This is a genomic window from Bradyrhizobium sp. USDA 241 (assembly GCF_049739505.1).
GTDB classification, from domain to species: Bacteria; Pseudomonadota; Alphaproteobacteria; order Rhizobiales; family Xanthobacteraceae; genus Bradyrhizobium; species Bradyrhizobium liaoningense.
The window spans coordinates 1,862,238-1,882,363 of sequence record NZ_JBMGPZ010000005.1; the positions used below are offsets into that span (position 1 = coordinate 1,862,238).

The 20,126-nt window shown below is 66.7% G+C and carries 19 protein-coding genes and 2 riboswitches; of the genes, 14 read left to right on the plus strand and 5 right to left on the minus strand.

All coding sequences use genetic code 11. The features are described 5' to 3' along the window. Positions 1 to 2 precede the first annotated feature (2 nt). Together ABIF91_RS30730 and cobJ are read left to right on the plus strand one after the other, a co-directional pair. Positions 3 to 734, plus strand: coding sequence for a precorrin-2 C(20)-methyltransferase (locus tag ABIF91_RS30730; protein ID WP_028177789.1), 732 nt, complete (start codon positions 3 to 5; stop codon positions 732 to 734). Further along, on the plus strand, positions 731 to 1,465 hold the full coding sequence (gene cobJ, locus ABIF91_RS30735; RefSeq protein ID WP_028177788.1) for a precorrin-3B C(17)-methyltransferase: 735 nt from the start codon (positions 731 to 733) through the stop codon (positions 1,463 to 1,465). The genes ABIF91_RS30730 and cobJ overlap by 4 nt, the downstream gene beginning before the upstream one ends. Here cobJ and ABIF91_RS30740 read toward each other — a convergent pair. Continuing rightward, positions 1,441 to 2,187 (minus strand): cobalt-precorrin-6A reductase, encoded by a 747-nt coding sequence (locus ABIF91_RS30740; RefSeq protein ID WP_028177787.1) that lies wholly within the window; start codon positions 2,185 to 2,187, stop codon positions 1,441 to 1,443. The genes cobJ and ABIF91_RS30740 overlap by 25 nt on opposite strands. Between ABIF91_RS30740 and ABIF91_RS30745 the strand changes: the two genes are divergently transcribed. The 8 genes from ABIF91_RS30745 to cobT all read left to right on the plus strand — a co-directional run bounded on the left by ABIF91_RS30745 (position 2,186) and on the right by cobT (position 9,387). Next, positions 2,186 to 3,367, plus strand: coding sequence for a bifunctional cobalt-precorrin-7 (C(5))-methyltransferase/cobalt-precorrin-6B (C(15))-methyltransferase (locus ABIF91_RS30745; protein ID WP_028177786.1), 1,182 nt, complete (start codon positions 2,186 to 2,188; stop codon positions 3,365 to 3,367). The two genes, ABIF91_RS30740 and ABIF91_RS30745, sit on opposite strands and share 2 nt — an antisense overlap. Further along, the gene (locus tag ABIF91_RS30750; protein WP_028177785.1) at positions 3,364 to 3,732 is read left to right on the plus strand and encodes a cobalamin biosynthesis protein; all 369 of its coding nucleotides are present in this window, start codon (positions 3,364 to 3,366) and stop codon (positions 3,730 to 3,732) included. The genes ABIF91_RS30745 and ABIF91_RS30750 overlap by 4 nt, the downstream gene beginning before the upstream one ends. Continuing rightward, the gene (gene cobM, locus ABIF91_RS30755; protein ID WP_028177784.1) at positions 3,729 to 4,511 is read left to right on the plus strand and encodes a precorrin-4 C(11)-methyltransferase; all 783 of its coding nucleotides are present in this window, start codon (positions 3,729 to 3,731) and stop codon (positions 4,509 to 4,511) included. The genes ABIF91_RS30750 and cobM overlap by 4 nt, the downstream gene beginning before the upstream one ends. Continuing rightward, positions 4,511 to 5,821 carry a cobyrinate a,c-diamide synthase gene (locus ABIF91_RS30760; RefSeq protein WP_028177783.1) on the plus strand — a complete coding sequence of 437 codons (1,311 nt, stop codon included), beginning with the start codon at positions 4,511 to 4,513 and terminating at the stop codon, positions 5,819 to 5,821. Before cobM ends, ABIF91_RS30760 begins: the two co-directional genes overlap by 1 nt. Continuing rightward, a complete protein-coding gene (gene cobA, locus ABIF91_RS30765; protein WP_028177782.1) occupies positions 5,818 to 6,549 on the plus strand; it encodes a uroporphyrinogen-III C-methyltransferase in 732 nt (243 codons plus the stop codon). Before ABIF91_RS30760 ends, cobA begins: the two co-directional genes overlap by 4 nt. A 45-nt stretch (positions 6,550 to 6,594) precedes the next feature. Further along, a riboswitch (cobalamin riboswitch) is annotated at positions 6,595 to 6,813 on the plus strand. 37 nt (positions 6,814 to 6,850) lie between these two features. Then, positions 6,851 to 7,528: an energy-coupling factor ABC transporter permease gene (locus tag ABIF91_RS30770; RefSeq protein WP_035669335.1), complete on the plus strand. Its 678-nt coding sequence runs from the start codon at positions 6,851 to 6,853 to the stop codon at positions 7,526 to 7,528. 46 nt (positions 7,529 to 7,574) lie between these two features. Continuing rightward, positions 7,575 to 8,324, plus strand: coding sequence for a precorrin-6A synthase (deacetylating) (gene cobF, locus ABIF91_RS30775; protein ID WP_028177780.1), 750 nt, complete (start codon positions 7,575 to 7,577; stop codon positions 8,322 to 8,324). 10 nt (positions 8,325 to 8,334) lie between these two features. Continuing rightward, positions 8,335 to 9,387: a nicotinate-nucleotide--dimethylbenzimidazole phosphoribosyltransferase gene (gene cobT, locus ABIF91_RS30780; protein ID WP_028177779.1), complete on the plus strand. Its 1,053-nt coding sequence runs from the start codon at positions 8,335 to 8,337 to the stop codon at positions 9,385 to 9,387. A 6-nt stretch (positions 9,388 to 9,393) separates the two neighbouring features. On the opposite strand, the gene ABIF91_RS30785 is transcribed toward cobT, so the two are convergent. Beyond that, entirely contained in the window at positions 9,394 to 9,966 is a 573-nt protein-coding gene (locus tag ABIF91_RS30785) for a histidine phosphatase family protein (protein ID WP_028177778.1), read from the minus strand. A 74-nt stretch (positions 9,967 to 10,040) separates the two neighbouring features. Further along, a riboswitch (cobalamin riboswitch) is annotated at positions 10,041 to 10,241 on the plus strand. A 117-nt stretch (positions 10,242 to 10,358) separates the two neighbouring features. Here ABIF91_RS30785 and ABIF91_RS30790 point away from each other — a divergent pair. After that, positions 10,359 to 12,716 carry a TonB-dependent receptor gene (locus ABIF91_RS30790; RefSeq protein ID WP_028177777.1) on the plus strand — a complete coding sequence of 786 codons (2,358 nt, stop codon included), beginning with the start codon at positions 10,359 to 10,361 and terminating at the stop codon, positions 12,714 to 12,716. Between the two features lie 12 nt (positions 12,717 to 12,728). After that, positions 12,729 to 14,174, plus strand: coding sequence for a PepSY domain-containing protein (locus ABIF91_RS30795; protein WP_424579570.1), 1,446 nt, complete (start codon positions 12,729 to 12,731; stop codon positions 14,172 to 14,174). Here the strand turns inward: ABIF91_RS30795 and ABIF91_RS30800 are convergent. The 3 genes from ABIF91_RS30800 to ABIF91_RS30810 form a co-directional block, all read right to left on the minus strand. Further along, positions 14,141 to 14,890 carry a siderophore-interacting protein gene (locus tag ABIF91_RS30800; RefSeq protein WP_424579571.1) on the minus strand — a complete coding sequence of 250 codons (750 nt, stop codon included), beginning with the start codon at positions 14,888 to 14,890 and terminating at the stop codon, positions 14,141 to 14,143. The two genes, ABIF91_RS30795 and ABIF91_RS30800, sit on opposite strands and share 34 nt — an antisense overlap. A gap of 36 nt (positions 14,891 to 14,926) precedes the next feature. Next, entirely contained in the window at positions 14,927 to 15,616 is a 690-nt protein-coding gene (locus tag ABIF91_RS30805; protein WP_028177774.1) for an O-methyltransferase, read from the minus strand. Positions 15,617 to 15,723: 107 nt separating this feature from the next. Continuing rightward, positions 15,724 to 16,548 (minus strand): AraC family transcriptional regulator, encoded by an 825-nt coding sequence (locus ABIF91_RS30810; RefSeq protein ID WP_028177773.1) that lies wholly within the window; start codon positions 16,546 to 16,548, stop codon positions 15,724 to 15,726. Positions 16,549 to 16,799: 251 nt separating this feature from the next. Here ABIF91_RS30810 and ABIF91_RS30815 point away from each other — a divergent pair, with 251 nt between their 5' ends. After that, positions 16,800 to 18,251 carry an NAD-dependent succinate-semialdehyde dehydrogenase gene (locus ABIF91_RS30815; RefSeq protein ID WP_424579572.1) on the plus strand — a complete coding sequence of 484 codons (1,452 nt, stop codon included), beginning with the start codon at positions 16,800 to 16,802 and terminating at the stop codon, positions 18,249 to 18,251. A 77-nt stretch (positions 18,252 to 18,328) separates the two neighbouring features. Then, positions 18,329 to 19,849, plus strand: coding sequence for a PLP-dependent aminotransferase family protein (locus ABIF91_RS30820; protein ID WP_244430132.1), 1,521 nt, complete (start codon positions 18,329 to 18,331; stop codon positions 19,847 to 19,849). Positions 19,850 to 20,126: the final 277 nt, after the last annotated feature.

Consider the following 20,126-nt stretch of genomic DNA (forward strand, 5'->3'; position numbering starts at 1 on the left):
CCATGGGACGCATCATCTGTTGCGGTCTCGGCCCCGGCGATCCCGATCTGATGAGCGTGCGCGCAGACCGCACGGTGCGCGGCGCAAAGCACGTTGCGTACTTTCGCAAGAAGGGACGGCCCGGACAAGCGCGCCGCATCGTCGAGGGCATGCTGGCGGCCGACGTCACCGAATATCCCATGGAATATCCGGTTACGACCGAGATCGCCTTCGACAGTCCCGACTACGTGCAGCTGCTCGCCGGCTTCTACGACGAATGGGCGGAGCGCCTGGCGCGGCTGGCGCGCGCGGTCGATGTCGTCGTGCTCTGCGAGGGCGATCCCTACTTCTATGGCTCGTTCATGCATCTGCACGCGCGCCTGCAAGGCCGCGTCGCGATCGAGGTAGTCGCGGGCATTCCGGGCATGGTCGGCTGCTGGAACGGCGTCGGGCAGCCGATCGCGCTCGGCGACGACGTGACGACGGTGCTGATGGGTACGTTGCCTGAAGACGAGCTCGAGCGCCACATGCGCGATTCCGATGCGCTCGTCGTCATGAAGACCGGCCGCAATCTCGCAAAGGTGCGCCGCGCGCTTGCAGCCGCAGGCCGGCTCGACGACGCCTGGCTGGTCGAGCGCGGCACCATGCCGGACGAGCGCGTGGTGCGGCTTGCCGAGATCGATGCCGCCGATTGCCCCTATTTCGCGATCGTGCTGGTGCACGGCAAGGGCCGGCATCTGGACGCTGCCGAATGACGGGCACGCTGACCATTGCGGGACTCGGACCGGGCAGCGATGCGCTGGTGACGCCGGAAGTCTCGGCGGCGCTTGCAGCGGCGACCGACATCTTGGGCTATGCGCCCTATGTCGCCCGCGTGCCGCCGCGATCGGGTCTGACCTTGCATCCCTCAGACAATCGCGAAGAGCTGCAACGCGCGAGCGAGGCCTTGCGGTTGGCGGCCGGAGGCGGCCAGGTCGTCGTCGTGTCCTCGGGCGATCCCGGTGTGTTCGCGATGGCCTCGGCCGTGTTCGAGGCGCTCGAACAGGCGCCGCAATGGCAGGCGCTGACGATCCGCGTGCTGCCCGGCATCACCGCGATGCTGGCGGCGGCCGCGCGCGCCGGCGCGCCGCTTGGTCATGATTTTTGTGCGATCAATCTCTCCGACAATCTCAAGCCGTGGGCGGTGATCGAGAAACGCCTCCGCCTCGCGGCTGAAGCCGATTTTGCCATCGCGATGTACAATCCGCGCTCGGCGAGCCGTCCTGAAGGATTTCGCCGCGCGCTTGCGGTGCTTCGAGAGGCCGGTTGCGGCGAGCGTCTCGTGATCTTCGCGCGCGCGATCAGCGCGGCTGACGAGAAGATCGCGACCGTGACGCTGAACAAGGCGACGCCTGAAATGGCCGACATGCGCACGCTGGTGATCGTCGGCAATTCGCAGACGCGCCGCGTCGGCCGCTGGGTCTATGCGCCGAGGCGGGTAGAATGACCGAGCCACTGCATGATCTCGGCCACGCTCTCGACCCGCAGCCGCTCGGGCAGTTGCGGCCGCGAGATCATGATCACGGGCAAGCCAAGCATGCGAGCCGCGTCGATCTTGGCGCGCGCGCCGTCGCCGCCGGAATTGCGGGCGACGATCCAGGCGATGCCGCGCGTGCGCAGCGTGTCCAGCTCGCCGTCGAGGGTGAAGGGTCCGCGCGACACGATCACGTCGGCGGCGAAGGGCAGGGGCGCTTCGGGCGGATCGACGAAGCGCAGCGTATAGGTGTGCTGTGGCTTGCTCGCGAACGGCGCGATGTGCTGGCGGCCGATGGCGAGGAACACGTTTGCGGGCGCCACGGGCAGCGCGGCGACGGCCGCGTTGACGTCGCGCGTTTCGATCCAGTTATCGCCGGGCGCTCTCGTCCACGGCGAGCGTTCGAGCGCGATCAACGGCGTGCCGGTTTCCGCGCACGCCACGATCGCGTTGCGGCTCATCTCGGCCGCGAAGGGATGCGTCGCGTCGATCACATGCGTGATATTTTCGCGGCGAATGTAATCGGCCAGCCCGCTCACGCCGCCGAAGCCGCCGATGCGGGTCGGCAGCGGCTGGTCGGCCGGCGCGCGGGTGCGGCCGCCATAGGAATAGACGGCGCCGATGCCGGCGCGCGCGACCTCCGCTGCGAGCAGGCTCGCATCGGCCGTTCCGCCCAGAATGAGGGCGCGCGTCATGTCTGATCCCTGGCTGACCATCATCGGTATCGGCGAAGATGGCCTTGCCGGGCTGTCCGAGGCAAGCCGAAAGGCGCTTGCCAGGGCCGAAACCGTCTTCGGCGGCGAGCGCCATCTTTCGCTTGCGGAGGTTGGCAGCCGCGGCCGCCCGTGGCCGGTGCCGTTCGACGCAAAGATCGTGCTGAGCTGCCGTGGCCGGCCGACGGCGGTGCTCGCCTCCGGCGATCCGTTCTGGCATGGCGCCGGCGCGAGCCTCGCCGAGATGCTTGATGGCGGCGAGTGGATCGCGCACCCCGCGCCGTCGACATTCTCGCTTGCGGCCGCGCGGCTGGGCTGGCGCCTCGAATCCGTGACGTGCCTCGGCCTTCATGCGGCGCCATTCGAGCGCCTCATCCCGCATTTGGCGCAAGGCGCACGCATCCTGTGCTTGGTGCGCGACGCAGCGGCGGTCGGCGATCTCACGAAATGGCTGACGCAACGCGGATGGGGCGCCTCACTCGTGTGGACTCTCGCTGCGCTCGGCGGCCCGCGCGAAAGTATCGACCAGCAGCGCGCCGATCTCTTTGCCGGGAATATTGCCGGCAATCTGGTTGCGGTGGCGGTGCAGGCGCGGGGAGGCCAGGGCATTCCCCGCAGTTCGGGATTGTCGGACGATCTCTTCGTCCATGACAGCCAGATCACCAAGCGGCCGGTGCGTGCGCTCGCCCTCTCGGCGCTGGCGCCGCGGCCCGGCGAACGGCTGTGGGACGTCGGCGCCGGTTCGGGCTCGATCTCGGTGGAGTGGGGGCTGTGCGGCGGGACGGCCACGGCCATCGAGCTGCGCGAAGATCGCGCCGCGAACATTCGCAGCAATGCAGCCGCGTTCGGATTGGCGCATCGGATCGTCATCGTTTCCGGGAAGGCGCCTGAAGCCCTTGCTGCGCTGGAGCCGCCGGATGCCGTCTTCATCGGCGGCGGCCTCGATGGCGCGATGTTCGATGCCGTCTGGGCGCGCCTCTCGCCTGGAGCGCGGTTCGTTGCACATTCAGTCACGCTGGAGACGGAAGCTCTGCTCGGCGAGCTGCATCAGCGCCATGGTGGCGAGCTGATGCGGGTCGAAATCGCGCATGCGGCCCCGCTCGGCCGCTACCGATCCTGGGAAGCGACGCGGCCGGTGGTGCAATGGAGTGCGGTCCGATGAAGGTCGCCGGTCTGGGATTCAAGAGCGATGTGACGGTCGCCTCGCTGCGGGAGGCGCTCGCGACAGCCGGCGGCCCCGAAGGTCTTGCGGCATTTGCGACCGTCAGCGACAAGGCCGACGCGGAGGCGCTGAAAGAGCTCGCGCGTGAATGCGGCATACCGATCAAGGCCGTTCCGGCCGACAGGCTGGCCGGCATCGACACGCCGACGCAGTCGAAACGCGTCGCGGAAAAATTCGGAACGGGATCGGTCGCCGAGGCCGCGGCGCTCGCAGCCGCCGGTCCTCGCGCGCGGCTGATTGCGACACGCGTCGTCTCGCGGGATCGCACCGCGACCGCCGCGATTGCGGAAGGAGACGGCGCATGACGGTGCATTTCATCGGCGCCGGCCCGGGCGCACCCGATTTGCTGACGCTGCGCGGTCGCGATCTGATCGCCGCCTCTCCGGTCTGCCTCTATGCCGGCTCGCTGGTGCCGGAGGGCGTGCTGGCGCATTGCCCGCCGGGGGCGCGCATCGTCAACACCGCGCCGCTGTCGCTCGACGAGATCATCGCGGAGATCGCCGCCGCGCATGCGGCAGGCAAGGATGTCGCGCGGTTGCATTCCGGCGACCTCTCGATCTGGTCGGCGATGGGCGAGCAGCTCCGTCGCCTGCGCGCGCTCGGCATTCCCTATTCGGTGACGCCGGGCGTGCCGGCCTTCTCGGCCGCCGCGGCCGCGCTGGGAGCCGAACTGACGCTGCCCGGCCTTGCCCAAACGGTGGTGCTGACGCGCACGCCGGGGCGGGCCAGCGCAATGCCCGAAGGCGAGAAGCTCGCCGCATTCGCCGCGACCGGCGCGGTGCTCGCGATCCATCTGTCGATCCACTTGCTCGACAAGGTCGTGGCCGAGCTGACGCCGCATTACGGTTTGGACTGCCCGGTCGCAATCGTCTGGCGCGCGAGCTGGCCGGACCAGCGCATCGTCCGCGCGACACTGGGCACTCTTGATGCGGCTGTGGGCGGCGAGATGGAGCGCACCGCGCTGATCCTGGTCGGCAGGACGCTTGGCGCTACGGATTTCGACGAGAGCCGTCTCTATGCCGCCGATTACGACCGCCGCTATCGGCCGGTCGGCGCCGAGCCGCGTTTTCCGGAGGCATCGTGATGGCCGCAGCGCTCGTCATCTCCGCGCCGGCCTCCGGTGTCGGCAAGACCACGCTGACGCTGGCGCTCGCCCGCGCCTGGCGCAATCGCGGATTGAACGTGCAGTGCTTCAAGAGCGGGCCGGACTATATCGATCCCGCGTTCCACGCCGCCGCAACGGGCCGCGCCTCCGTCAATGTCGACAGCTGGGCGATGGATCGCGGAGCAATCGCGCATCTCGTCGGCCGCGGTGCCGACGCCGATATCGTGCTCGCCGAAGGCTCGATGGGCCTGTTCGACGGTGTCGCCGCGCGCGGTGTCTCCGGCACCGGTGCCACCGCTGACATTGCGGAGATGCTGGGCTGGCCGGTGGTTGTGGTGATCGATCCGTCGGGCCAGGCGCAGACTGCGGCGGCGATCGCCGCAGGCCTTCGCGATTACCGCCCCGGCGTGCGGCTTGCCGGCGTCGTGCTCAACCGCGTCGCCAGCCCGCGTCATGAAGATCTCGTGCGGCGTGCGCTCAACGAGGCCGGCATCGCCGTGTTCGGCGCGCTGCCGCGTCATGCCGAAATCAGCCTGCCGAAGCGGCATCTCGGCCTGGTGCAGGCCGAGGAGCGGGCCGAGATCGGCCAGCTGATCGACGAGGCCGCGCGCTTCGTTACCGAGCATGTCGATCTCGATGCCGTGCTGCGGTCGGCGGCTCGCTGGTCGCCGCAACCTGCCGCGAACGGTCTCAACGTCGCGCCACCGGGGCAGCGCATTGCGCTCGCCCGCGATGCGGCCTTCTCCTTCGTCTATCCGCACATGCTGGAGGCCTGGCGCGCGGCGGGCGCCGAGATCTCGACATTCTCGCCGCTTGCCGATGAAGTGCCTGACGCGAGCGCCGACGTCTGCTGGCTTCCTGGCGGCTATCCCGAGCTGCACGCCGGCAAGCTCGCGGCCAATGCGCGCTTTCGAAGCGGCCTGCGCGCCTTCGCCGAGACACGGCCGGTGCACGGCGAGTGCGGAGGCTATATGGTTCTGGGCACAAGCCTCACCGATGCCGACGGGCTCCGCCATGAGATGACGGGCCTGCTTGGCCTCGAGACCAGCTTTGCCAAACGCCGCATGCATCTGGGCTATCGTCTTGCCGAACTGGCTGCGCCGATGCCGGGGCATCAGCCCGGTGCTCGCCTGCGCGGTCACGAGTTTCACTATTCGACGATCGTCGCGCAGCCGGATGCGCCGCTGGCGGTCGTGCACGATGCGACCGGTGCGGTGATGGCCGAGACCGGCTCGCGGCGCGGCCACGCCACCGGTACGTTCTTTCATCTGATCGCGGAGGACCGGTGAGAGGATTCGTGTCGTTCATTTCCGCCGGCCCCGGCGCTCCCGAGTTGCTCACGGTGAAGGGCGCCGCGCGGCTGCGCGAGGCCGACGTCGTGCTCTATGACGACCTCGCCTCCGGCGCGATTCTGGATCTGGCGCGGCCCGGCGCCAATCTCGTCGCGGTGGGAAAACGGGCAGGGCGGCCCTCGACCAAGCAGCACCACGTCAACCGTCTCCTGGTCGACTATGCCGCGACAGGCGCGCGCGTGGTGCGGCTGAAGTCCGGCGATGCCGGCATTTTCGGCCGGCTCGAGGAGGAGTTGGAAACGCTGCGCGAAGCCGGCATCGGCTATGAGATCGTTCCCGGCGTCACATCCGCCTGTGTCGCCGCCGCCCAGGCCGGCATTCCCCTGACCCGTCGGCATACCTCCCGCCGGGTGCAGTTCATCACGGGGGCCGATGTCAGCGGCGAGCTGCCGTCCAACCTGAACTGGGCGGCGCTGGCCGATCCCGAGGCCACGACCGTGGTCTATATGGGCCGGCGCACCTTTCCGACGCTGGCGGCGAAATTGATCGCGCAGGGCCTCGCTCCGAACACGCCCGCACTGTTTGCCGAATCCCTCGGCCGTCCCGACGAGCGGCTCGTCCGCACCACAATCGCCGAGCTCGCCGAGCAGCTTGCGCGGGGCGGCGCCGCGTCCACGGCGGCCGTGATCCTGTTCGGCGCGCTGGCAGGGGATTATCCGTCATGACGGCGGCGGTCGCCCTTCGCCTCTTGACGCCCGGCTCGCGAAAGGCGCACACAGGAGGGGCATGGTGCTCGACGCGGCGCAAAGCGCCGGAGCATAATCGGGAATGGGGGTGGGCGGACCCAGTTGCGGCGCCCAAAACCCCAGCCGCCCCCGCGACTGTAAGCGGTGAGGGGCTCCGAATCGCCACTGGGCCGCAAGGTTCGGGAAGGCCGGAGAACCCAGTGAACCGCGAGCCAGGAGACCGGCCCTGCACGTTTTGAGGCCAAGGCCGTCGGGTGTGACGGCAGGAAGGAATTGAGCCATGCATATCGAACCGGGAATCGTCACGGGCGCCAAGCTCGTACTGAGTTACGCAACCGGCATCGCCGCAGGCGGCGTTGCGCTGAAGCTGGCGGCCGAAACCGTCCGCACGCAGGGCGTCGGCTCGTTCGCCGCGCGCACGCTGGCCACCACGGGCCTCGTCTTCACCTTCTTCCAGGTCCTGCCGCACTTCCCGGTCGGCGTCTCCGAAGTGCACTTCATCCTCGGCTCGACCCTGTTCCTGCTCTTTGGTGCTGCGCCCGCCGCCTTCGGCCTCGCATTTGGCCTGCTGCTCCAGGGTCTGTTGTTCGAGCCTGCTGACCTGCCGCAATACGGCATGAACGTCACCACGCTGCTGGTGCCGCTGTTCGCGATCCAGGCCATCGCCACGCGCATCATTTCGCGTAACACCGCCTATGTCGATCTGAAGTACGGTCAGGCGCTGGCGCTGTCGACGACTTATCAAGCGGGTGTTGTCGCCTGGGTGGCGTTCTGGGCGCTCTACGGCTCCGGCTTTGCCATGAGCAACCTCGCCAACATCGCGACCTTCGCGGCCTCCTACGCGCTGGTCATCGTGATCGAGCCGCTGGCAGACCTCGCAGTGCTGGCGCTGGCGAAGTCGCTGCGCGGCGTCACCGCGCCCGGCCTCGTCACTCCGCGCCTGCACAACGGCGCCTGAGAGACAAGCGAAAGGGCGGCCCTGATTGCCGCCCGTCGCGCTCGCGATGCTCACGCTCTCCCTGATAGGCATCGGTTGCGGCGATCCCGAGCAGCTCACGCGCGCCGCGATCGCTGCCATCAACGCGGCCGATCTCGTCCTGATCCCGCGCAAGGGGGCTGCAAAGTCCGATCTCGCAGATCTCCGGCGAACGATCTGCGCGGACGTGCTCACCAGCGACAAGACAGCCATCGCCGAATTCGATCTTCCCGTGCGCGACACCGGTGAAGCCGATTACCGCAAGGGCGTAGACGATTGGCACGATGCGGTTGCCGCGACCTGGTCGCAGACGATCGCGAGGCATCTCGAAGGTGACGGCAAGGTTGCGCTGCTGATCTGGGGCGATCCGTCGCTCTACGATTCCTCGCTGCGCATTGCACGGCGTTTGAATCCGTTGCCGAAGATCGAAGTCGTGCCCGGTATCACCTCGATCCAGGCGCTGTGCGCGGCGCATGCGCTGCCGCTCAACGACATCGGCGAGCCGTTCCTGGTCACGACGGGGCGGCGCTTGCGTGAAGACGGCTGGCCGCAAGGTGTCGATACCGTGGTGGTGATGCTCGACGGCGGCACGGCGTTCCAGTCGCTTGATCCAGCGGGGCTTCATATCTGGTGGGGCGCCTATCTCGGCATGCCCGACCAGATCATCATGTCCGGCGCACTCGCCGAGATCGGCCCTCGTATCGTCGCGCTGCGGCAGGAGGCGCGCGAGCGGCACGGCTGGATCATGGACAGCTACATTCTCAAGCGCAGGGCGTAAGCGAGGCAGCATGCTTCCCGAATGGGTTTACCGGAACTGCCCCGAGGTCTCCGCGGTCCATCGCGAGGCGGCTATTGCGCGGCAGGCGCAACTGACGAAGCCGACCGGCGCGCTCGGCCGGCTCGAGCAGCTCGCGATCGAGCTTGCGGGCTTGCAGGCGACCGAAGAGCCGCGCGCCTTGCGGGTGCCGACCATCATCTTCGCCGGCGATCACGGCATCGTCGCGCAGGGCGTGTCGGCCTATCCGCAAGCCGTCACCATCGCGATGATGGCGAATTTTGCCTCCGGCGGCGCGGCGATCTCGGTGCTGGCGCGTGAGCTGGGTTCGAGCCTGGAGGTGGTCGACGCCGGCACGCTGGCCCAAGAGCAGATGGCGGGAATCGTCACCGACAAGCCGCGCAACGGCACGCGCGATTTCAGCGTCGAGGCTGCGCTCACGCCCACGGACCTGGCCTTTGCCTTCGAGGCCGGCCGGCGTGCGGTGGTGCGCGCAAAGGCCGGTCGGCCAGATCTCCTGATCCTCGGCGAGATGGGCATCGGCAACACCACGACCTCAGCGGCGATCGCGGCGAGCCTGCTTGGTGTGAGCGCCGGGGAGATCGCGGGCAGCGGCACCGGCGTCGATGCGGCCGGCCGCGCGCACAAGGCACGGGTGATCGATGCGGCGATCGCACGCCACGGCGTCGCCGGGGCCTCGGTCGAGCAGATCCTGTGCGCCGTCGGCGGCCTCGAGATCGCGGCGATCTCAGGCGCGATGATCGCGGCCGCGCAAGCCCGCATTCCCGTGTTGATCGACGGCTTCATCGTGTCCGTCGCGGCGCTGGCGGCGGCGCGTCTCAATCCGTCCTGCCAGCCGTTCCAGCTCGCCTCGCATCAATCGGCCGAGCAGGGGCATCGGCTGGTGTTGCGCGCGCTCAACGTTCAGCCGCTGATCAGCCTCGACCTCAGGCTCGGCGAGGGATCCGGGGCGGCCATCGCGCTGCCGCTGGTCCGCGCGGCCTGCGCGCTTCACAACGGCATGGCGACGTTCGCGCAGGCCAATGTGCCGGATCGCCCGGCCTGATGCAGCTCAAGCCACGCGCTGGTTGACGGAGACGACGCGCCAGCCCGCCGCGAGCCGGTCGATCCGGGTCAGCGACAGCGGATCGATCACGAAGCGCAAGGCGGCCTGCGGCGTCAGGTCCAGTGCGATGCAGAGCGCGGCGCGGATGGTGCCGGAATGCACGACGAGCGTTGCCGATCCGGCCCCGATCCGCGACAGACCCAGCCGGACACGGGCGACCTGATCCGCAAAGCTTTCGCCGTTCGGCGGCCGTCCGTGCGCTGGATCGTGCCAGAACTGCGCGTAAGTCTCGCCACCGGTCGCGGCGAGCTCGTCATGCCGGCGGCCGGTCCAGTCGCCGAAATCCTGCTCGCGGAATTCGCTGACCAATTCCGGTTCGAGCCGCAGTGCGCGCGCGGTCTCGACCGTACGCCGCGACGGGCTGGCATAGGTGGTGGCATCCGGCGGCAAATGCTGCCGCAGAGCCACCAGCGCTGCGTGATCGCCGAGATCCGCCCGCGCATCAGCAGCATGGATCGTCCCCGCTACGCCCTCGACGGTCGCATGCCGTATCAGCCAGAGGAAGGTCTCACCTTCCATGCTCATCTCCAGGGAAGTTGGTCGCTGTGGCCACAACGCCGCAACTGGCGCATTGACTCTGTCACGATGGTAATCCTAGATGATCGCGACGGTTTCCCCGAGAGGGAATGAAAAGGGAATGCGGTGCGGGGACACTTGTCCCCAATGCCGCGGCTGCCCCCGCAACTGTAAGCGGTGAATCCTTCGTCACAAGCCACTGGGTCCTCGGTCCCGGGAAGGCGACGAAGCGGTCACGACCCGCGAGCCAGGAGACCTGCCGTCAGCCGAGGTCACACGCGAAGATGTCGGTCGGGGAGTACAGACATTCGGCTTCATCGGACGGCCCGAAAGGCCAACAGATGGGACCTCGTTCGCTGTGACGTGCCACTGACGTCATACCGAGGTTTCGTATCGTGTCTTCCATCTGTATCTTACGGCCGAGCCGCTTCCTGCTCGCCTCCGCTGCGTTCACGTCGTTTGTCATCGCAGATGTGCCTGCCGCCCTGGCGCAGCAGGTCCGCGAACCCCTGCCGCCGGTCGAGGTCTCGCCTGCTGAAGCCGGCAGGCAGGCCAAGCCATCCGGCCGTGAAGCGCAGCGCGCGCGCCGTGCAGCTGCGCGCCGGCCAGCGACCGTATCGGCTCCGCCCAAGCCCAGCGCGCCGGCCGCGACAGCGCCGACGCCGCTCAACAGCAATGTGGTGGCCGAAAGCGCCTCGCGGCTCGGCCTGACGGTGCGCGAAACGCCCGCGACGGTCGAGGTGATCTCCGCCCAGACCATGCGCGAGCAGGGTTATCGAACTGTCTCAGAGGTGGCGCAGGGTGCCGTCGGCGTCACCTCCGGCGACAATCCGGCCGAGCCCGCGGCGTTTTCCATGCGCGGCTTCACCAACAGCCAGATCAATACGCTCTACAACGGCATCAAGATCGGCCCGCAGAACATGACCTCGCGGATCACCGACACCGCCAATCTGCAGGCCGTGGAGTTCCTCAAGGGCCCGGCCTCGTTGATGTCAGGCGAGGGCGCCGCCGGCGGCGCCATCAACTTCGTCACCAAGCAGCCCCACACCGGACCGATCCGGAACGAAGCTGAGTTTTCCTGGGACTCGCTCAACTCATTCCGCGCGCATTACGGCTCGGGCGGCAGCACCAATGTGCAGGGCCTCGACTATCGCTTCGACATCTTCCGCTCCGCCCTCAACGGTTTTGCCGACGACACCAACGTCAAGACGTTCGGCACGTCCGGCCAGCTCGACTACCGCATCTCCGATAGTCTCAAGATCTGGGGCGCACTCGAGTACCGCGAGGATCGCTCCAAGGCCTATTGGGGCGCGCCGCTGGTGCCGATCGCTTTCAGCGGCTCGCATGCAACGACGGGGATCGTCTCCGGCAACTACGTGTCGAATTACAACGGAACGAATCTCGGTGCCGTCACGATCGACGACCGCACCTTCAACACCAACTACAACGTCCTAGACAACCGCAACGTCGCCCAGGAAGTGTGGCTGCGCGGCGGCTTTGAGCTGAAATTGGCGCCTGACCTGACGCTGAAGAGCCAGGCCTATGGCTATGGCGCAGAACGGAGCTGGTTCAACAACGAGATCGAGGCGTTCAATTCCACCACGAACCTGGTCGATCGCGAGCGCTTCTATGTCGCGCACAGCCAGCGCCTGGTCGGCAACATCACCGATTTGATCTGGGACGCGAACATCGCAGGCTTCGACAACCGGCTGGTCACGACCTTGTCGACAAGCTATCTCGATTTCGTCAGGCCGGGCGCGGCAAACTTTCCAGGCGATTCCGTTTCGCTGGTCGATCCCGATCGCGGCTACTACGGCCTGCTCACGACCCAGCAGCAGACCGCGCGCATCGACAACGAAGCGCTCTCGTTCGAGGACCGGCTGAAGCTCACGCGCAGCTTCGCGCTGGTCGGCGGCCTCCGCGTCGAGCACATCGGGCTCGACCGCAATTCGACCAATGTGAGCGGGCAGGAGAAGGCAGGCTTTCCGTTCACGAACGACTGGGCACCGGTGACGGGCCGTATCGGCTACACCTGGGAGGCCGTTCCCGGCCTGACGTTCTTCAGCCAGTACGCCACCGGCGCCGATATCGCCGCCAACAACATCTTCCTGCTTGGGCCGACCCAGCCGCTCGACCTGACGACCGCGCGCACCTACGAGACCGGCGTCAAGCATCTGTTCTGGGACAACAGGGCGGAATGGTCGTTCTCGGCCTACGACATCCTGCGCAAGAACGTCTACGCGGCGGCCGGCGGCATGCAGCTCAACATTGCCGGACGACAGGAGTCGAAGGGCGTCGAGCTTGCCGCGGCGGTGCGGCCGATCGAGCCGCTTCGGCTGTGGGGCAACATCGCCTATGTCGACGCGCGCTATGCCGACTACGATTTCGCCGGCGGCTCGTTCTCCGGCAACACGCCGCCGAACGTGCCGCGTATCGTGGCCAATGCCGGCGCGTCGTATCGGTTCTTCACACCCTGGCCGGTGGAGCTCGGCATCACCGGCCGCCATGTGGGCGACCGTTACAACACCGATGCCAACGTCGTGACGATGAAGGCGTACACGGTCGCCGACGTCTATGCCTTCGTCGACATTCCCAAGACGGTGTTCAATGCGGTGGACCAGGCCCGCCTGACCTTCCGCATCCGCAACATCACCGACAAGCGCTATGCGATCTGGGGCGATCCGTTCTACCCCGACCAGATCCTGCTGGGCGCGCCGCGCACCTACGAGATCTCGGCCGCGTTCAAATGGTAGGACGCTGAACGCATGATGGGCGCGATCGTCCTCTCGCACCGCTGGCTCGGGATCGCGTTCTGCCTCCTGTTCGCGATGTGGTTCGCGACGGGGATCGTGATGCACTTCGTTCCGTTTCCGTCGCTGACGGAAGCGGAGCGGTTTGCCGGACTTGCGCCGGTGGATCGCGGCGAGATAAGGATTTCGGTCGGGGACGCCGTGGCCGCGAGCGGGATCGCGGATGCCAGGCGCGTGCGGCTGATCCAGCGGAGCGACGGACCGGTCTACATCGCGTCGGGACTGACGCGTTCCAGAGCGGTGCGCGCCTCCGACGGGCAGGATGCGGTGATCTCCGCCGATGCCGCGCTTGCCATCGTGCGAGCTCACGCCCGTCAGCGCGGACTCGACGCAGCACGCGCCACGATCACCGGGCATTCTGACTACGATCAATGGAGCGTGCCGAACGGATTCGATCGCCACCGGCCGTTGTTCCGCGCTGCCCTCGGCGATGCCGCCGGGACCGAGGTCTATGTCTCGTCATCGACCGGCGAGGTGGTGCTTGACACGACGCGCAGCGAGCGCGCCTGGAATTGGGCCGGCAGTGTTCTGCACTGGATCTATCCCACGGTTCTGCGAAGCAACTGGGCGCTGTGGGATGGGGTGGTCTGGACCTTGTCGCTGCTCGCATTGATCGCAGCATTGCTTGGTGCGGCGCTCGGGATCGCGCGGGTGAAGATTCGAGGACGCCTGATCTCCTCACCCTATCGTAGCTGGCATGCCCTGCACCACCTCATTGGCCTCGCGGCGATGCTCTTCGTGCTGAGCTGGATCTTCAGCGGCTGGCTCTCGATGGATCACGGGCGGCTGTTTTCGCGCGGGCAGTTGACCCCGGCCGAGGCCGGTGTGATCAACGGTGCGCCGGACTGGAGGGAGGCCGCATCGCTCGATCGCCAGTCAATATCCTCCTCGGCCCGCGAGGTCGAATGGTTCGGCTTCAACGGCGCTGTCTATCGGCGCGACCGGGTCGCGCTTGGCGATCAGAGATTGATCAGGGCAGGGGATCTGCCGCACGATGAGCAGACGGGGTTTCTCAGCGCGCGCGAACTATCGGCATTGACGGCGCGCCTCGCCCCGCGTTGCGACGCACCGTCCGTCGTCGCCGATGACGATTTTTACAACGTGCGATCAACTCTCCCGGGTTCACCTGTCTATCGATTGCGCTGTGGCGAGCTCTGGTTCGACATCGATGGCGCGGAAGGCCGCGTGCTGCAACGGTTGGATGCGTCGCGGCGCGCTTATCGCTGGGTCTACAGCGCGTTGCACACGCTGGACTTCCCCGCTCTCATGGCACACCCGCGTCTGCGTGACGTCTTGATCGTTGGGCTCTGCGCACTCGGGCTGGCATTCTCGATCACGGGCATCGTCATCGGCTGGCGGCGTTTGCGTCAATCCAACCCTGTCTTGCCGGGCGCCCAATAGGCCTTGGTCCTCATCCGCGATGTTGCGACGCCGGCTGCTTTCAGGGCCCGGCTGATGCGCTGGATCGACGACGCCTTGCCGGTCAGGACGAAATGTGCGCTTGCGGAAAAGCGCAGCAGTTCGGCCTCGACGGCTGCGAGATGGGCATCCTCGGCGCTGCGCGCGATCAGTGTCGCACTGCCGAGACCGATCGCCGCCAGAACGGGACCTGCTTCTGCGGCATCCGAAACTTCGAACACGTGGATCGTACCACCCGCCTGTCGGCTCTTCTGGAGCGCCGAAGCAAGGCCGAATGAGGTTTCATCGCCGAACAAGACTGTGGGCGGTTCTCCCGCGGAAGGTTCGAGTGAGCGGCGTGGGCCGAAGAGCCAGCACATGTCGCCTTCCTGCAAGCTGCTTGCCCACCGGCTGCCAGGACCGCTGCCGTGCGCGAAAGCCAGCAATGTCGTGCGTCCGTTCTCCGCGTCCCACGACATCGGCGTGTAGGTCCGCGCGCTCAAGCCGGATCCCATCGCGACCTGGATCTTCTGACCCACGGTCCACGCGAGGCCCTTGAGTGCGTCGCCCTCGAGCGCGATCGAGCGAAAGCGGGGCGAGAGTACCTCGATCCCGGCGATGCGCGCAGGGCGCATCAGCCATTGCAGCAACATGCGCGTGACCCGTCCTTGCGGCGGCTTCGATGGCTCGGACATCCGGGGTTGGTCGGGCTCGTTCAAAGCCTGGCTCCAATCATTTCTCAGCAGCCGCCGGGACTACTTGGTCCTGACGGTCAGTTCGTTGCCGCGCCCCGGATTGAACGGCAGCGGCAGCGAGAGATAGCCGTTCTGGGGATCGCGCACGTAGTCGAGATAGCCCGCGCCTTCCGCAAACGCGTTCTCGCCAATGATCACGGCGCCGCACTTCAGGTGGGGCTCGAGCAGCTTCAGGATGGGAAGATAGAGCGTGAACGCGCCGTCGAGCATCACCATGTCGATATCGCCGCCGATGCCGGCTTTGAGGGTCTCGCGCGCATCGCCGACGCGAAATTCGACCAGGTCGTCGAGCCCTGCGGCAGCGAGGTTGGCGCGTGCACGCGCGATCTTGGCGGGCTCGAGATCGGTCCCGATCAGGCGGCCGCCGCTCATGTCGCGCAAGGCAGCGGCCATGTAGATGGCGGAAATCCCCATCGAAGAGCCGAACTCCACGATGCGCGTCGCCCTGCAGGCGCGAGCGCAGAGGTAGAGAAAACGTCCGAATTCGGGGGAGACATTCAGAAAATTGTCCGCAAGCCCGCGATAGACCCCCGCGAGATCCCTGGTCTCGGATTCGATGAAGTGGCTGATGGCACCCTGCTGATCGGTTGCTTCGCCCATGGCTTGCATCAGCGGCGCATCAGCCGCATCCGCTTCCCGATGAAGACGAAGGAGAACGTCGGCGACAAGGCCTTGGCTGAGGGAATCCATGTTTCTCGGCTCCGGAAAATGCGCCCGCGGACGGGCCTTGGAGCCTGAATACGGAATCGGTCTGCCGGCCGCATTCCGTGAACCTGACAATCGATTGCGATTTCCGGTCAGTGCGCGAGGACGCGGCGCTCGGCGAGGTATCGCGCGGGCGGCTTGCCCAGGGCTTTGCGGAACATGGTGACGAAGGCGCTCGCGCCTTCATAGCCGAGATCGAGCGCCACAGCGTGCACCGATGCCCCCTGATCGAGGCGCTGAAGCGCGATGAGGATGTGGAGTTGCTGGCGCCATCGGCCAAAGCTCATGCCGGTCTCGCGTTGCAGGATACGGGTGAGGGTTCTGGGAGCAACGGCCATGCGCCGGCCCCAGTCCTCGATCGTCGCGCGGTCGGAAGGGTCGGCCATCATCGCGCTCGCGATCCTGCGCAGCCTGGAATCGGCCGGCATGGGAAAACGCAGCTCTTCGACAGGCGCCAGCGAGAGCTGATCCAGCAGCACTGCCGCGATCCGCCCGTCTGGTCCGTCGAGGTCGTAGAGGGCCGGCATATGCGTGGCATGGACCAGCAGACGTTCCAGCAAAGGGGAGATCGTCAGCGTGCAGCATTGCCGAGGCAGCGCCGGTGCCGCATTCGGCTCCAGGAACAGGCAATAGACCTCGACATTTCCAGCGACGCTCACGCCATGCGCAACATGGCCGGGAATCCAGACCGCGCAGCGCGGCGGCACGATCCACATGTTTCGCCCGGCTTCCAGCCTGACGATGCCGCGCCGGGCCAGGACGAGCTCGTCCTTGCTGTGGGCGTGCATGGCCACCTCCGTGCCCTTCGTGACCATCTCGCCGCCGAAGGCTGCGATGGCGCGCGGCACGTCCTCCGGGTTGAAATCTATGGATTCATCGGGACGAAGGTCGCCGTTGTCGAGCCGGAAGAAGGGCATGGTGGGCGGATGACCGATTTGGATGCGATTGATTGGCTCCCGGCAATATCTGGCCCGCGGGTGCGACTTGCAATGCGCGCCAGCCTAATCTCGATCGGTTCTAACCGTGGATTTGCCTCCACGAGATGGTGCCCGGGAAGGTCAGTGATGCGCCGCGGCGGCATCACGGATCCCTTTTCGTCGGCTGTCTTTCGGTGTAGCTCTGCGCCGGCTTCAGATGGCGGCGCCAGACCCGTCGGAGACCGAGAATCATGCAGGAGGCAGCACGGATGTACCCGAAAGTTCAGATGTTCATCGCCGGCGAGTGGACCGATGGTTCGTCCGGCAAGTCGGAGGACATCCTCAATCCCGCCACCGGCCAGCCGATCGGCAAGACCCCGCATGCCTCGCGTGGGGATCTCGACCGCGCGCTGGAGGCGGCCAAGGCCGGCTTCGAGATCTGGCGCAAGACCTCGCCGTTCGACCGCTACAAGCTGATGCGCAAGGCCGCCGACATCATCCGCTCGCGCGCCGCCGAGATCGCGCCCGTGATGACCATGGAGCAGGGCAAGCCGGTGGTGGAAGCGCAGGGCGAGACCATGCTGGCCGGCGACCTCATCGACTGGTTCGCGGAAGAGGCGCGCCGCGCCTATGGCCGCATCGTGCCGCCGCGGATGGGCAACGTCACCCAGCTCGTGACCAAGGAGCCGGTCGGCCCGGTCGCGGCTTTCACACCCTGGAACTTCCCGATCAACCAGGCGGTGCGCAAGATCTCCGCTGCGCTGGCCGCGGGCTGCTCGATCATCGTCAAGGGACCCGAAGAGACGCCTGCAAGCTGCATGGAGCTGGTGCGGGCCTATGTGGATGCGGGCATTCCGGCCGGCGTCGTGCAACTGGTGTTCGGCGTGCCGGCGGAAGTGTCGGAGTATCTCATTCCGCACCCGATCATCCGCAAGATCAGCTTCACCGGCTCGACCGCCGTCGGCAAGCATCTGGCCGCGCTCGCGGGCTTGCACATGAAGCGCGTCACGATGGAGCTCGGCGGCCATGCGCCGGCGATCGTGTTCGCGGACGCGGACCTCGACAATGCCGCCAAAATCCTGTCGGCCAACAAGTTCCGCAACGCCGGCCAGGTTTGCGTCTCGCCGACGCGCTTTCTGGTGCATGAGAGCGTCTACGAGCCCTTCGTCGACAAGTTCGTGGCGGCGGCCAAGAGCCTCAAGGTCGGCAATGGTCTCGACAAGGACACGCGCATGGGACCGCTGGCGAATCCGCGCCGCGTCGACGCCATGGAGGGCCTCGTCTCCGACGCGGTCCAACGCGGCGCCAAGGTCAAGGCCGGCGGCAAGCGCATCGGCAATGAAGGCTTCTTCTTCGAGCCGACGGTGCTCACGGACGTGCCGCGCGATGCACGCATCATGAACGAGGAGCCGTTCGGCCCGCTGGCGCCGATCACCTCGTTCCGCAGCTATGACGAGGTGGTGGCCGAGGCCAACCGTCTGCCTTACGGCCTGGCGGCCTATGCCTACACCACCTCGACCAAGACGATGCAGGCCATCGGTGCCGACATCGAGAGCGGCATGGTCTCGATCAACCATCACGGCCTCGCGCTGCCTGAAGTGCCGTTCGGCGGCATCAAGGATTCCGGCTACGGCTCCGAAGGCGGCCTCGAGGCGATCGAGGGCTATCTCAACACGAAGTTCGTGACCCAGGCGAGCGCGTAACGAAAAGTCGCGTCGTCATTCCGGGGCGCCCCCCGGAATGACGGCGGACAGGACCTGCGTTGCCCGGCAGGCGAGACATGAACAACAGCCGTCATCCGAGCAAGCGTGTATCCCTTGCCGGGATCCATATCGACCGGACCTCCGCGGTGCCGCTGCACTTGCAGATCGCGAAGCATATCCGGGACGGCATTCTGTGCGGCGCCTTTCCCTCGGGAACGCAATTTCTCGGTTCGCGCGAGATCGCGCGCGAACTGGGTTGCTCGCGGACCGTGGTGTTGACGGCATGGGATCTGCTCTACGCCGAGGGCTATCTGGAATCGACGCCGCGCGGCAGCGTCATGGTGGCGTCGGTGGCGGCGCCTCATGCCGAACCATCGTCCGCCTCGTCTGCGGCCAGGCCCGCCCACATGTCGGAGCGCTGGCGATCGCTGCTCGCCTTCGACTACGAGACCAACTGGCCGTCGGAGTTCAGTCCGGGCGCGCCTGACATCTCGACCTTTCCCTTCAAGGATTGGTCGCGCCTGCTGCGCCAGGCCTGGCAGAATCCAAGAGAGCAGGAGTGCCTCGATCTTCCGCCCGAAGGCCATCCGCGATTGCGGAGCGAGATCGCGAACTTCCTCAGCTCGGTGCGCGGTCTCGTTTGTTCGCCGGACGAGGTCGTCGTCACCTCCGGCACGTCGGGTGCACTGGATTTCTGCAGCCGGATGATCCTCGATCCCGGCGACGAGGTCTGGGTCGAGGAGCCAGGCTTCGTCGAGGCGCGATGGGCGCTCACGGCGGCCGGCGCAAACATCGTTCCGATCCCGGTCGACGACAAGGGACTGGTCGTCTCGGAAGGAATTCGGCGCGCACCACGCGCGCGCCTGATCGTGGTCACGCCATCGCATCAATACCCGCTCGGGATCAGCATGGGCCTGGAGCGGCGGCTCGAGCTTCTCGACTGGGCGAACAAGAACGACGTCTGGGTGATCGAGGACGACTACAATTCGGAGTTCAGGCATCAGGACAGCATGATCGCCTCGCTGCGCTCGCTCGATCGCGAGGGCCGGGTGATCTACTTCGGCACCTTCTCGAAGATCATGATGCCGAACCTGCGGCTCGGATACCTCGTTGCGAACAGGCATTTCATCGAAGGGTTCGCCAAGGGCCGCGCGCGAATCGACGTGCACACCTCGGGCATCGGACAGCTCGCCTTGGCGGAATTCATGCGGGAAGGGCATCTGCTGCGGCACCTGCGCGCAATGCGGCGGGTCTATGCTGCGCGGCGAAAGGCGCTGATCGAGGCGATCGGAGCGCTGATGCCGGATGATCTGGCCGTGTCCTCCGCCGTCACCGGCCTGCACCTGGTGGCACTGTTCACCGACGCAATGCAGGCGCGGATGAGCGATCGCGAGGCCGCCGCGGTCCTGAAGCGGGCCGGCATCCACGTGCAGCCATTGTCGCAGAATTTCCTGGAACAGCCGACGCGGCAAGGCCTGGTGTTCGGCTACGGGCGGTTGCGCGTCGAGGATGCCGCTCCGCTGCTTGCAAGAATTGCAGCTTGCATCGGCGCGTCTGGCAACGCGCTATCCGACCCGCCCAGGACGCTCTCTTACTGATCGTACAATAAAGAGAGGCTGAGCCGACCGCCCTGCATAGCTCATAGGCATCCCGATATCCCGTGATGCCGATCGATCGCCTGCAAATTAGACAGCTGATTTCGGTCGTTCGGATCGCGGTGCAATAGACATTACGATTTGCCCAGAGAAATCCGTACTTCGTCGCCAGTTTCTGGCGCGGAACTGCGCGCGCTCGCGTGCTGTCTCTGCAGGCACTGCTGCACCAAAACGTGCATCCGGTGCTGTGGCGCGCTGCGCCATGGGCCTGCTGGCCCAG